The sequence below is a fragment of the Dehalococcoidia bacterium genome, assembly GCA_025054935.1.
Taxonomy (GTDB): domain Bacteria; phylum Chloroflexota; class Dehalococcoidia; order SpSt-223; family SpSt-223; genus JANWZD01.
The window spans coordinates 23580-35743 of the sequence record JANWZD010000003.1 but is presented as its reverse complement, the minus strand read 5'-3'; the positions used below and the strand labels follow the sequence as shown (position 1 = coordinate 35743).

Genomic DNA, 12164 nt, shown 5'->3' with positions numbered 1-12164 from the left:
TGTTCCAACCTTACGGGAGTGAGACGGAGGCAGTCTTTGCCTCAGGGCACAGCGCGCGCCGGCGCTGATCATCCTGACCGAGGATTGTAGCATGCTGCTGCGTCTTGAGACGACTGATTGGACACTTCCTTATTCTTTCAGTAAGATGAACCTTGAGTAGAGCTACACAAGGACGCCCATGGTCGACATCGCCCCTCCGTCGCGAGCCGCCCGCTCGCTGACACGGCTGGTCGCAGCGGTCAAGCGTCTTTCGCTTGCCGAGGGAGAGGCGCTTGGCCTCACCCCCGTCCAAGCGCAGACGATCCTGTTCTGCGGGCGCACGCGTCCCGATGTCGCTTCGATCGGCACGCTCGCCCGCATGCTCGGCGCCAGCCACGCGACAGCGGTCGGGGTCGTCGACGGCTTGGCGCGGCGCGGGCTCGTCCGCCGGCGGGCCAAACCGGATGACCGGCGCGTGACGCTCCTCGAGCTGACCGAGAGCGGACGCCAGGCGTTCGAGACCCTGCTGCGCGGCCAAGCAGCCCTCGAGCGCGCCCTCGACCGGCTGCCGGCGGACCAGCGCTCAGTCTTCGAACAGGCGCTCGAGATGCTCAGCCTTGAGCTGGCCGCGGCCGGCTATCTCCTCTTGAGCGAGCCGTGTCCCGGCTGTGTCTTCTTTCAGCCGAATGCCTCGCCCGCTTCGACGCGCCCCCACTATTGCCGGTACTTCCGTCTCTCGCTCAGCGACGCCGAAACGCAGCTTGACTGTCCGAAACACACCCCCATCGGCGCGAGCGTCGCGGAGCCTGACGGTCACCGGCCCCGCCGGTGATAGGGCAGCATCATGGCGCGGCGTGCGCTTTCCTCGAGCCGCAGCGCGCCGCGCCGGCCAAGCAGGAAGCGACCGCGAGCATCCCAGCCGACGATGCGGGGGGATACCCGACTGCTGCATGGCCGCACGCCGGCGACTATTCGCGCCCCGGTCTGCCGCAGCGCGATGGCCGGCGCCCGGGAGCGCCGGCCGTGAGCGTGCTATGAGCCGGATCGCGCGCGCGGTGCTCTGGTTCCGCCGCGACCTGCGTCTGCACGACCTGCCCGCGCTGGCCGCGGCGTGCGACGCCGCCGAGGAAGTTGTCCCGCTCTTTGTGTTCGACGACGCCCTGCTCACCGGTCGGTGGCCGTCGCCGAACCGGGTGGCATTCCTGCTAGAGTCGCTGCGCGCGCTTGATGAATCGCTGCGCGCCCGCGGCAGTCGGCTCCACTTCCGGCGCGGACGCCCCGTGACGGTCGTGCCCGCCTTCGCTGCCGAGAGCGGCGCCAGCGCCGTCTTTATCTCGCGAGATTATGCCCCCTATGGGCGACGGCGCGATCGGGCGGTAGCGCGGGCGCTTGGGGCGGTGCCGCTGCAGGAGTTTCCGGGCGTGCTGGTCCACGAGCCCGAGGACGTCTGCAAACCGGACGGCACCCCCTACACGGTGTACACGCCGTTCCGGCGGCAGTGGGAGGCATTGCCGCGGCGGGCAGTGCTTCCGCCGCCGGGGCAGCTGCGCACGCCACGCGACCTTGATCCCGGGACGCTCCCCTCCTGCGCTGACCTTGGCATCGCCCCGCCGACCGCATCCATCCTGCCGGGCGGCGAGCCGGCGGCGCGGGCGCGGCTGGAGCGGTTTCTCGCTGTTGGGCTCGCCGGCTACGCAGCCAACCGCAACGATTTGGGACGCCCGGCGACCTCGCGGCTCTCCCAAGACCTGCGCTGGGGATTACTCTCTCCCCTTGAAGTCGCCGAGCGCGGCGCGGCCAGCCCCACGTTTGTGAGCGAGGTGATTTGGCGAGAGTTTTTCGCCTCCATCCTGTTCCACTTCCCGACGGTGCGCAGGGAGGCTTTCCAGCCGCGGTTCCGAACGATCCGCTGGCGCAACGACCCCGACGCGATCGCCGCCTGGAAAGCAGGGCGCACCGGCTTCCCGGTCGTTGACGCGGGGATGCGGGAACTGGAGGCGACGGGATTTCTTCACAACCGCGCGCGGATGATCGTTGCCTCGTTTTTGACCAAGCAGCTGCTCGTCGATTGGCGGATTGGCGAAGCGCATTTCATGGCGCATCTGGTGGACGGCGACCTTGCGAGCAACAATGGCGGCTGGCAATGGACAGCGGGCGTGGGGACCGATGCGGCGCCCTACTTCCGGGTCTTCAACCCGATCCTGCAAGGGGAGCGGTTCGACCCGGAGGGACTCTATGTCCGCCGGTGGGTGCCTGAGCTTCGGAATGTGCCGACGCGCTTCATTCATCAGCCGTGGCGGATGCCGGCTGCCCTTCAAGCGGAGGTAGGCTGCCGTATCGGGGTCGACTATCCGGCCCCGATCGTTGACCTTGACGAGTCGCGTCAGCGGGCGATCGAGGCATATCGAGCCGCCTCGGCTTGAGCCGGCCACGACGGTTGAGCTATACTGGTTGCGTTGGGCGGTTAGCTCAGTTGGTCAGAGCGCGTCGTTCACACCGACGAGGTCACTGGTTCGAGCCCAGTATCGCCCACCAGCCTCTCCTTCTTTTGTCGCTCCCCCCGATCGCTGCGCGTCTTTCCTGCTGCTCCTGAAGGGCGGACCGCTTGCGCGGCCTGCCGTTGAGCGCCGCGTCTTCTCGCTGCCGCATGCGGGCGCTTGGCGCGGGATGCTGCTCGACCGGCGTGAGCGGGATGCCCATACCGGTGCGCAGCGCGGCGACAGCCGAGGGAAGGGCGTGTCACTTGAGCGTGGCGAGCGGCAGAAACGCCGGTCGTCCCGAAACAGGGTCGTGCAGGAGATGCGCCCGGACGCGAAACACCTGCGCGAGCACCTCAGCGGTGACGACCGTCTCGGGCGGCCCTTCCGTTACGACCCTGCCCTCCTGAAGGACGACAATCCGGTCAGCGAAGCGGCTCGCGTGATTGAGATCATGGAGCACAACGGCAATGGTCATGCCCCGCTCCTCCGGCAGCCGCCGCAGCAGCTGGAGCACCTGGAGCTGATGCTCGATGTCGAGATAGGTCGTCGGCTCATCGAGCAAGAGGGCGGCAGGATCCTGCGCGAGGACGAGCGCGATCCACGCCCGCTGCCGCTCTCCGCCGGACAGGGTGTCGAGCGGCCGGTCGGCAAAGGCGGTCAGTTCCGTCATCTCGAGCGCTCGGTCAACTGCCTCGCGGTCGCGCGCACCCGGCAGCCGAAGGGGGCCGAGGTAGGGGAAACGCCCCTGCTCGACCAGTTCGCGGACTGTCAGGCCGGCCGGCGCAGATGGCGCTTGGGGCAGAACCCCGAGGCGGCGGGCGACCTCGCGGGTCGGGAGAGAGGTGATCGCGCGGCCGTCGAGCAGCACGACCCCGCGTTCTGGCTGAAGGAGGCGCGCCATCGTCCGCAGCAGCGTCGACTTCCCCGAGCCGTTTGGCCCGACGAGCGCCGTGATTGCGCGTTCTCGCAGCCGGACCGAGACGTCATGCAAGGCAAGCCGAGCCGCGTAGCGGATGACGAGGCCGTGGCCATCGACCGCGGTTCACCCCCACGTGCGTGGGGACAACCCGACCAGCAGCCTGCGCAGCAGGTCGGTGGAGAGCAGGCCGTGCGGCGCTTCAGCAACGACGGCGTCGAGGAGGCCCGCGGCGCGGAGACGCTGTTCGCCCCCCGAATCCTTCGCCTGAAAGCCGGGGGTTGCCTTACCAAGATCATGCACTCCCGCAAGGAACGCGACCCAGCGTCCGGCATCGGCCGGCGCGAGACCAAGCGCTTGGGCGAGCCACGTGGTTCGCGCCGAGGTGAGCCCTTCCTCCCAAAGCGCCAGCGCGACCATCGCGACATCGATGAGATGGCAGAGGAGCGGATGGAACGGGCGCGGATGCGGCTTCGAGCGGTCGGTCTTTCCCCACACCTGCAGCAGCGTCGCTAAGTCGAGATCGAGCATCGCGTCCTCCTGCCTGCTTGCGCTCAGGCCGATGATAGCTCAACCCGACAATTGAACGGCTCGAAGACGCGAACTCTACTCTCGGGTCTCCCCGCCTCAGGAGCGCGTTGTGGGTGGAGTTCTCTGCGCGGAAAACGCGTTCGGGGAGTTCTGGGACGCAGGGTGTTCTCTAGCGGCGGCGGGAAGCGCGCTCAGGACGGCGCGGCGGCGGCTCCCCCGTCCACACCCAGATCGTCCACCAGACGCCGCGGCTGAATTCGCGCTCGCTGACCGTGAAGCCAGGCAGTTCTTGGACGATCGAGGTCCACGGCTCGAGGTTGGCGCGCAGCTTGAGGGTGACTTCGCCGGGACGCGCCGGCACGCTGCGCAGCATCTCGCGCACGAGCCGCTTGATGATGACCGGTTCTGGCGCATCGCCAACCGTGCCAAAATCACGGATCGTGACCGAACCGTCGGTCCGGCTGCGCCACTCGATGAACCCGAGCAGCTCCGGCTCCCCGCGTCCGTCGACGCGCTCCATCACCAGCACCTCGCCCCGGTCAATCGCGTCGGCAAAGCCTTTCCGTCCGGGCTTGCCTTCCGGATTGGCAGCAGTGACGCGGATCTGGCGTAGCCGCGGCACATCTTCAGGACGGGCGAGGCGGATATCGTAGCCGCTCTCCGGATTAGACATTGAACAAATACTCGATCACGTCGCCATCTTGGACGACATACTGCTTGCCTTCCGACCGGAGCAAACCGCGCTTGCGCGCCTCGGCGAGGCTGCCCGCCGCCACGAGATCCTCGTAGCGGACGACCTCGGCGCGAATGAAGCCGCGTTCGAAGTCGCTGTGAACCGCCCCCGCCGCCCGCGGCGCGAGGGTCCCCGCGGGGATGGTCCAGGCGCGGCACTCGTCTGGTCCGACCGTGAAGAACGAGATCCGTCCCAGCAGCCGATAGGCGGCGCGAATGATCCGGTCTCGCGCCGGCTCAGCGAGGCCGAGCGCTTCGCGGAATTCGCGCGCTTCGGCACCCTCCAGCTGGACCAGCTCGCGCTCGAGTTTGCCGGCGATGCTCGCCCCGAGCACTGCGCCGCCCCGCAGCCGGCCCGCAAGCTCGGCGTCGAATGCCGCCGCGCGGTCGAGCTGGGTCTCGCCGAGGTTGATCACCACCAGCAACGGCTTCGCGGTCAGAAAGCGGTAGTGCCGCGTCAGCTTCCGTTCGTCCTCATCCTGCTGCTGATCGCGAAGCGGCATGCCCGCCTCGAGCCCGTCGAGCAGCCGGCGCAAGAGGGCGCGCTCGCGCTCCATCGCTTCCCGCTCGGCCGGCTTCACTTTCCCGACCATCTCGGCAATGCGCGCCAAGCGCTTCTCGAGAAGCAGCTGGTCGGTGAAGGCAAGCTCGTCCAGCATCGTCGCGAGGTCGCGCCAGGGGTCGATGGTGCCTTCAAGGTGAGGCACCGACTCGTCGGGAAAGGCGCGGACCACGAGCAGCAGGGCGTCTGCTTTGGCGATTTGTTCGACGTACGCGGCGGAGAGCCCTTCAGTCTTGGTGAAGGCCGCGCCGGCAACGCGCACATCGGCGAACGAAATCTCCGCCGGCACCTTCCGCTTCGGCTGGAACATCGCGGTCAGCCGATCCAAGCGCGGGTCCGGCACCTTGACCGCGCTGAGCGGCGGACCGCTGCCCACCGGCTCGCTGATCACGCCGGTCAGCGCTTCGTACACGGTGCTCTTGCCGCTCAGCGGCTGACCAATAATCGCGATATGCACGAACTCATCCCTTTCGGGTGATGGAGTGGTCGACCGCGTCGCGGGGTCGGGATGGGTCGAGCAAGCTGGCGGCCCGGCCTATGATACGGGAAGGAGCGCGCCGGACGCTACCTCCGCGCGAGAGAAGCGCGGTCCCCCCGAGACGAGCCGGACCAGGCGCGCCGGGCAGCCAAGCCGCCGCGCGATCCAGCGGCATGCTGCCTCGGCGTCAGCGCGCCGCGCATCGAACAGGATGCCGATCGCGGTGCCGGAGTGCGCAACACAGACCCCGACCGCGCCCGCTTCACGGCCCGCGCTAAGCGCCGGGGCGAGCAGCGGCTTCGGCAGCAGCGCTTGGTGGGTCGTCGCGCTGAGCGTCGCCGCCGCCCCCAACAGCGCGACATCGCCCGCGCGCAGCGCCGCGCGCACCATCGCCACCGCCTCGCGGGTCTGCGGCTCATGGCGCGCAAGCGCCGCCGACCGGTCGACGGCATTGTAGGCAACGGTGTCGACTGTGCCGCCCGGGTCGAGGAGGACAACCGCGACGGGCGGGGGGTCGCCGAGCGGCTCCAGCCAGCGGCCGTCTCGATGGTCGAACACGACAATTCCGGGAAAGAGCGAGCCGTCCGTGGGCTCGACGGTCAACGCGAGGCGCGTTGCCTCCTCAGCACTGAGAGCAACCCCAAAGGCACGCGCCGCGGCGAACAGTGCTGCGCCGATATCTGCGGTGCTGCTTCCCAACCCCTTGCCGGGCGGAACAGTCGAGCAGAGCCGCAGCATCCCGCGCGCCGGCAGCCCGCGGCGTTCGAGGAATGTTCGGAGCGCTGCGAGCGCTTTCGGCCGCCCCGTCGGCCCACGCAGCGGCCGGCCATCGAGATCCATCTCGGCCGCAACATACCAATCTATCGGCGCGCTGACATGGACATGAATCCCGTCGATCATGCCCTGCACGAGTTCGCCTGCGGTAGCAGGCGTCCACACTGTCATGCCAACTCCACCGTCCGCCCCGCGACGACCAAGACCACGCGGCGAGCAGCGCGGGCAAGCGCCTGATTTGCTTCTCCGAGCAAGTCCTGAAACTGCCGGCCGAGCGGGGTTGGCGCAACGAGCGACAGCCCTACCTCTTCCGACACGACGATCCAATCGCGGTGGCGGCTCGCCTCGACAATGCCGGCCACCTCGGCCGCAACGCGCTGCGCGGGGGCAGCCGTCTCCAACGCCGCGCCGACAACGAGCCCGAAGCCATCCAGCAGCACCGTGCCGTCCGGCTCGGCGGCGACGCGCTTCGCGATCTGGTCGACCGCTTCCACCGTTCGCCAATGCGCCGGGCGACGCGCCCGGTGACGCTCGATGCGCAGACGGCTCTCCTCATCGTCGGCGCGCAGTGTCGCCACGTAGACCGCCGGACCGGCGATCAGCTGCTCGGCGTACGCGCTTTTGCCGCTGCGAACACCGCCCAGAATGAGGGTGAGCGTCATGCCTTCGGCCGGGCGACAATTGTCAACTGGCCATTCGCCATCTGGATCGACTCGAGGATGAACGGCAGCTCCACCTCGCGGTCTGCCGCCGGGATGCTGTTGTTAATGAAGCCTGTCAGCGGGATCGGAATGGGGAGCAGGCCGACCAAGTTCAGCTCATCGAAATCGAACCGGACCGCATTCCCCCCGCGCACCGGCACTGCGTTCAGCCTGCCGGTGACGCCAAACGTCTGACCGCCGTCGGTCATCCGCACCTGCCCCGCGAAATGGGCGCGATTGTCGCGGAAGTCGACAACAAGACGGACCAGCTCGAAGCCTGCCTGCCGGAGCTCATTCAGCTCGGGCGCGGTCGCCAGCCGCGAACTCACCTCATCAGCGGTGAGGGTCACAGTCGCTGGCTGGGCGCCCCGACGCGCTAACTGCTGGTTAAATTCGGTGACCTTGCGGTCAAAGGAGGCCGCCGCCTCCGCCGAAATGACAGGGTCGCGCGCTGCACCGGGAACCCGCAGCTGTCCGAACGCTTGGGCGCCGCCGCCTTGCGCCGCCACCAGCGCGAGACCGCCGCCAAGACAGGCGCAGACAAAACAGGCAAGCAGTCCCCCGACGAGACACCCAACCCACCAGCGCATCAGGGCCTCCCGACCGTCACATCCGCGATCCGCGGCGCATCGTCGCTCGCGCCAGCGCGCAGACGGCTTCCATCCGCCAAGCGATAGACGATTGCGTGCAGGGTATAAGTTCCCGCCGGCAGGGCGGCGGGAAGCGGGAGGGTGCTGCGTGTCACGATGCGCTCCTCCCGCTCCCACGCCGAGGTGGGGAGAGCGCCGCCGAGCGGGCCATCGACCTGAGCGACGAGGCCGGTCGGGCCCGCGAGCTGGAGCGAGAGGCTGTAGTCTGCCGTCGGCCGCGCGAGAGCCCGCCACGCGAGGGAAACCGCCAGTTCGCTTCCGAGCAACCGCTCTGGGAGCTCTCCCCGTCCCTCCAGCAGGATCTCGTTCCCATAGACCACGCCTAGCGGCACAGGAAGCGGGTCACTCGCTGGCGGCGGCACTTTGACACGCCCGACAACCGTCGCGCCGCCGCGGTCGCCTCCCGCGGTGACCGGCAGCCGCTCGCCACTGGACGGATGAAAGAACCCCGTCCACACCTCATAGAGCCCCGGCGGAGCATCGGCCGCCACCGGCACCGCAAGGCGGTCGGCGATGACAACGCCCGGCCGCCAGCGGACCGTCGCCGCCAGCCCGCCGCCTGGTGCCGCGTTCACGCCGCCTGCTCCTCCTGCCGGCCCCACAAGCTGAACGAACGCGTGATAGCTCCGCCCAACCGGCGCTGCAGCGCGCCACGTCAGCGCGACTGTTACCGGCTCGCCCGGGCGCGCCGTCGCCGGCGCGACTGCAGCGGCGACGAGTTCGATCGCGTCTCCAAAGCGCGCGATCGGCTCCTGCGGGAGCGCCGCCGCCGCTTCCGCGCTCACTTCCCCGGCAAGCGCGTAGCCGGGCGCGATAACAAAGAACGGGGTCGCGAGGGCAAGCAGCGCCACGCCGCTCGCCACGGCGGCGAGCGCCAGCGAGCGCGCTCGCTGCGGCAGCAGCGCGCTCCAGCCCGCGACCAGTCCGGCGAGGATCACCGGCGCCACCGGAAAGAGATAGCGGCCATGCCCGCCAGAGAGAAAGGTTTGGATATAGCGGCCGAGCGCGAGGAGGAAGAGGGCGAGCGCGGCGCTGCCGACAATGACAGCAGGGCGGGCGAGGGCGCGCGCCGACCCTTCTGGCCAGCGCGCCAGCCGGAGAAGCAGCCCGCCAATCGCCAGCAGAACAGCGAGGCGGCCGAGATCGTACAGCCAGGGGGGCCCAAACCGGTCCATATAGCCGAACGCGAGCAGCGAGGTCAGGAAAAGCAGGGAGCGGGGCCCCATGTCGTCGATGATGCGGGGCAGCGGCAGCGGCTCATCGCGGATCGGAAAGAGCGGATTGGTCGAGAAGAGCAGATAGCCGAACGGCTCGCCGTAGTTGCCAAGGTTCCACGCGAGCCACGGCGCCGTCAGAGCCAGCGCCGTGCCGCCGGCGAGGGCGGCGCCGCCGAGCGCCGGCCGCAGACCGCGGCGCCGCCACACGAAGAGCGCGACGAGACCGACGAGGGGCAGCAGCAGAAAGCCGACGACCTTGCTCAGGGCAGCGCCGGCGATGAGGGCGCCGGCGATCCCCCACTGCTGCCAGCGCCCATCTTCCTCGGCGAGTGCCAGCAGGCGAGCGAGCGCAAGGATGCCGAACATCGTCACGAGCGCATCGTTGTGGACGGTCGCCGACGTGAAGAGGAAGGAGGGGAGGAAAGCAAGCAGCGCAGCGACGGCCAAGCCCCCGGCCTCACTCCGAAGGAGACGCCGGCCGATGAGATAGGCGCCGATGACCGAGCCAACCCCCGCCGCCGCCGAGACGAGCCGCGCCAAATGGAGCGCGAGGAGAGCGCCACGCCACGGGAACTGCTCCGCCGCAGGATCGTGCAGATGAACGAAGGGTCCGCCGGCGTTGAGGTCGCCCCAGACAAAATCCGGGTTGAGCGGAGCGATCCGGGCGAGATCGCTCGCGTCGACCGGGGTTGTGATCAGCGCGACGACGATGTAGTAGAGCGGCGGGTTGTGCGCGACGACGTTCTCGAGCTGGCTGCGGTCGTGCGACTGGCGGGGCAGACGGCCGTGCGCTTTCAGAAATTGGGCGTACTCGAAATGGGAGACCTCGTCCGTCGCCTCGAACGGCGGGATGACGACCGAATAGCCGAGCGCGAGCACGAGGAAGAGCCCGACGATTGTCCCGAGAAGCCAGCGCGTTCGGGTCACAGCCCGTGAGTGTAGTAGCTTCTTCCCACTTCAGTCAGGGGGAAGGGCAGGGGGAGTTCAGGCGTTCCGGGCGCCGGCGCGAGAGCGGCGCAGGAATCAGCCGCTTGACCGTTTGCGTGACCGCTCGCAATGGGGGATACTCGTCTCGTGCGGCTGCTGCTTTGGGTCGTTCGCGCCGCCAGCATGCTGGCGCTCTTTGCCCTGGCAGTCTGGCTCGTCGCGACCGGCGGCCAGCTTTTTTTCTATCTCCCCGGTCTGGCAGCGAAGAGCGCGGCGCATGCCCTCACCGGCGCTTCAAGCGGCCCGGTCGCCACGCTCTTCTTCCTCCTCTTTGCTGCGCTCTATCTCGGGCTGGTCGGCGGGATCCTGTTCGGCATGACCCTGCCATTCCGGCGGCGCGGACGGCCGTAGGCACACTTCTCGCCGAGCGCTTGTCCGAGACACCTCTCGGCAGCGCGATGCCCCCGCCAGCCTTGCGCGACGAAGAAGCGGCGGCGAGGACGCTCTTCTCCGGCAGGCGGACGCTTTCTGGCAGGCGCTAGGCGGTCGAGCGGCCGAGGTCGAGTGCCTCGCCGACCGCGGTCTGCTTTGTCTCGACCCGGACGATGTTCTGAAGATCGCGCAGGTAGCGCGCCGCCGTCTCGAGGCTAGCGAGTGCGCCGGGGATCAGCGCCTGATACCGTTCGTTGGTCGGGTCGTAGGCGAGCAGTTCCAAGCTCCCGATGGCGCTCGTGATGCTGTTGTTGAGCAGGTGAGACATCTCGCGCGCCGTCAGGAGCACGCCCTCAACCCGGCCGTCGCGCGCAGCCGCGCGCGCTCGCTCCTCCGCCGCTTCGCGGAACTCCGTAATGTCGACCGCCGCGCCAAGATAGCCGGCAAATTCGCCCGCCGGGTCAACGAGCGGCATGCCCCGGTCGAGCATCCAGCGATAGGCGCCGTCGCGGCGCCGGAGGCGGTATTCAACGACGTAGGGCTCACGGCGGTCGAATGCCTGGCAATACCGATCGAGAACGGCGGGAAGGTCATCTGGATGAATAGCGGCGACCCAGCCGTCGCCAAACGCTTCATCGAGCGGCCGGCCCGTGAAGTCGAACCACGGCCGGCTGAGGAACGTGATTGTGGCGTCCGGCGCGGTCATCCAAATGAAGACCGGCGCCTTCTCGACCACGGTGCGGAACTGCTGCTCCCGCGCGCGCAACTGAGCGTCGGCGTCGTTCCGCTCAGTGATATCGACACTGAAACAGGAGGTGTGAACGAAGGCATCACCCTGGCGGCAGGCAGTTGAGCTGACGAGCATCGTCCGGAGGGCGCCATTCTTGGCGCGCAAGCCGATTTCGACATTCCGGAGGACGTCGCCTCCTCGGACCCGACCGAGCGCCGTTCGCACTGCGTCTGGGTCAACCGCGAATTCAGCAAGGTTCCGCCCGATGTATTCGTCTGCGGCGTAGCCCAGCATTTCGAGCTTGGCGCGGTTGGCCCAGAGGATCGTGCCGTCTTCGCGGACCCAGTGAACGCCGACCGGAGCGCCGTCTAATACCGCCTGCGCGAGCTGGTCGTCGTGCTCGGAGAGGACGCCGCGAGGATCAGCCAGCGCGCGGTGAAGCACGGCAATGCGGGTCAAGCGACCGGCGCGCGAGCGGACTGGGGAGAGCGTGATGCGCACCGCCAGCGGCGTGCCGTCCTTGCGGAGGCGGACGGTCTCGACCGGCTGAGGAGGCAGGCCTTGAAAATAGCGGTCGAGCGCGAGCGCGAGATCGTCAGGATGCCCAGGCGGCGCCAAGCGCACGATCGAGGCGCCGATGATCTCCTCCGCCGCGTAGCCGTACAGTCGCTCGGCCGCAGCGTTCCACCCGAGGATGCGCCCATCAAGACCGACGATGAGGAAGGGGTCAGGGATGAGCGCGATGACATGGTCGAGGGCAGGCGGGAGGGCGCTGCCGAGATATCGCCGAAAGCGCCACCCGCTCCGGCGAGGAGAGCGAGCGTTCGCGAGGCCGCGCTGAGACCGATTCCTCCTCATCCTCACGACGGTCCTCAGCCGAACCGCCTGCGCTGCAGCTCGGCGGTGTTATTGCGGGTACCCTTTTCCCTGTCCTCAGGGGCTTCGGCACCCTAGCGTACAATATTAGCCCAAAATGGGGAGCCGTTTTGGGCGACAGCCGGCAGCCCCCATTGGGTTCACTTGGTACTTCGTCGCTATTTTCGCGCCCGGCGAGT

12 protein-coding genes and 1 tRNA gene are annotated in these 12164 nt (G+C 68.5%); 4 read left to right on the top strand and 9 right to left on the bottom strand.

Features of this window, described 5'->3' with window-relative positions; genetic code table 11:
- The first annotated feature begins 178 nt into the window (after positions 1–178).
- The 3 genes from NZ773_04960 (at position 179) to NZ773_04950 (ending at position 2514) form a co-directional block, all read left to right on the top strand.
- The gene (locus NZ773_04960; protein MCS6801276.1) at positions 179–811 is read left to right on the top strand and encodes a MarR family transcriptional regulator; all 633 of its coding nucleotides are present in this window, start codon (positions 179–181) and stop codon (positions 809–811) included.
- Between the two features lie 202 nt (positions 812–1013).
- The gene (locus NZ773_04955) at positions 1014–2402 is read left to right on the top strand and encodes a DNA photolyase family protein (GenBank protein ID MCS6801275.1); all 1389 of its coding nucleotides are present in this window, start codon (positions 1014–1016) and stop codon (positions 2400–2402) included.
- 35 nt (positions 2403–2437) lie between these two features.
- A tRNA-Val gene (locus tag NZ773_04950) sits at positions 2438–2514 on the top strand.
- Positions 2515–2718: 204 nt separating this feature from the next.
- Here the strand turns inward: NZ773_04950 and NZ773_04945 are convergent.
- The 8 genes from NZ773_04945 to NZ773_04910 form a co-directional block, all read right to left on the bottom strand.
- Positions 2719–3450, bottom strand: a complete 732-nt coding sequence (locus NZ773_04945) for an ABC transporter ATP-binding protein (protein ID MCS6801274.1) — start codon at positions 3448–3450, stop codon at positions 2719–2721.
- A gap of 51 nt (positions 3451–3501) precedes the next feature.
- A complete protein-coding gene (locus NZ773_04940; protein ID MCS6801273.1) occupies positions 3502–3906 on the bottom strand; it encodes a CRISPR-associated endonuclease Cas3'' in 405 nt (134 codons plus the stop codon).
- A 169-nt stretch (positions 3907–4075) separates the two neighbouring features.
- The gene (locus NZ773_04935; protein ID MCS6801272.1) at positions 4076–4579 is read right to left on the bottom strand and encodes a hypothetical protein; all 504 of its coding nucleotides are present in this window, start codon (positions 4577–4579) and stop codon (positions 4076–4078) included.
- The gene (locus NZ773_04930; protein MCS6801271.1) at positions 4572–5657 is read right to left on the bottom strand and encodes a YchF family ATPase; all 1086 of its coding nucleotides are present in this window, start codon (positions 5655–5657) and stop codon (positions 4572–4574) included. The genes NZ773_04935 and NZ773_04930 overlap by 8 nt, the downstream gene beginning before the upstream one ends.
- 78 nt (positions 5658–5735) lie before the next feature.
- The gene (locus NZ773_04925) at positions 5736–6623 is read right to left on the bottom strand and encodes a GHMP kinase (GenBank protein MCS6801270.1); all 888 of its coding nucleotides are present in this window, start codon (positions 6621–6623) and stop codon (positions 5736–5738) included.
- Positions 6620–7114 carry a bifunctional adenosylcobinamide kinase/adenosylcobinamide-phosphate guanylyltransferase gene (locus tag NZ773_04920; protein ID MCS6801269.1) on the bottom strand — a complete coding sequence of 165 codons (495 nt, stop codon included), beginning with the start codon at positions 7112–7114 and terminating at the stop codon, positions 6620–6622. The genes NZ773_04925 and NZ773_04920 overlap by 4 nt, the downstream gene beginning before the upstream one ends.
- On the bottom strand, positions 7111–7743 hold the full coding sequence (locus tag NZ773_04915) for a hypothetical protein (GenBank protein ID MCS6801268.1): 633 nt from the start codon (positions 7741–7743) through the stop codon (positions 7111–7113). The genes NZ773_04920 and NZ773_04915 overlap by 4 nt, the downstream gene beginning before the upstream one ends.
- Positions 7743–9947, bottom strand: a complete 2205-nt coding sequence (locus tag NZ773_04910) for a glycosyltransferase family 39 protein (protein MCS6801267.1) — start codon at positions 9945–9947, stop codon at positions 7743–7745. Before NZ773_04910 ends, NZ773_04915 begins: the two co-directional genes overlap by 1 nt.
- 147 nt (positions 9948–10094) lie before the next feature.
- Here NZ773_04910 and NZ773_04905 point away from each other — a divergent pair, with 147 nt between their 5' ends.
- Entirely contained in the window at positions 10095–10358 is a 264-nt protein-coding gene (locus tag NZ773_04905; GenBank protein ID MCS6801266.1) for a hypothetical protein, read from the top strand.
- A 127-nt stretch (positions 10359–10485) separates the two neighbouring features.
- Here the strand turns inward: NZ773_04905 and NZ773_04900 are convergent, their stop codons facing one another.
- Positions 10486–11967 (bottom strand): PAS domain S-box protein, encoded by a 1482-nt coding sequence (locus NZ773_04900; protein MCS6801265.1) that lies wholly within the window; start codon positions 11965–11967, stop codon positions 10486–10488.
- Positions 11968–12164 lie beyond the last annotated feature (197 nt).

Excerpts from the sequence above, each read along its gene's own strand:
- NZ773_04960 (MCS6801276.1), top strand. The coding sequence starts at position 179 with ATGGTCGACATCGCCCCTCCGTCGCGAGCCGCCCGCTCGCTGACACGG.
- NZ773_04955 (MCS6801275.1), top strand. The coding sequence starts at position 1,014 with ATGAGCCGGATCGCGCGCGCGGTGCTCTGGTTCCGCCGCGACCTGCGT.
- NZ773_04940 (MCS6801273.1), bottom strand. The coding sequence starts at position 3,906 with ATGCTCGATCTCGACTTAGCGACGCTGCTGCAGGTGTGGGGAAAGACC.
- NZ773_04935 (MCS6801272.1), bottom strand. The coding sequence starts at position 4,579 with ATGTCTAATCCGGAGAGCGGCTACGATATCCGCCTCGCCCGTCCTGAA.
- NZ773_04925 (MCS6801270.1), bottom strand. The coding sequence starts at position 6,623 with ATGACAGTGTGGACGCCTGCTACCGCAGGCGAACTCGTGCAGGGCATG.
- NZ773_04920 (MCS6801269.1), bottom strand. The coding sequence starts at position 7,114 with ATGACGCTCACCCTCATTCTGGGCGGTGTTCGCAGCGGCAAAAGCGCG.
- NZ773_04915 (MCS6801268.1), bottom strand. The coding sequence starts at position 7,743 with ATGCGCTGGTGGGTTGGGTGTCTCGTCGGGGGACTGCTTGCCTGTTTT.
- NZ773_04900 (MCS6801265.1), bottom strand. The coding sequence starts at position 11,967 with ATGAGGAGGAATCGGTCTCAGCGCGGCCTCGCGAACGCTCGCTCTCCT.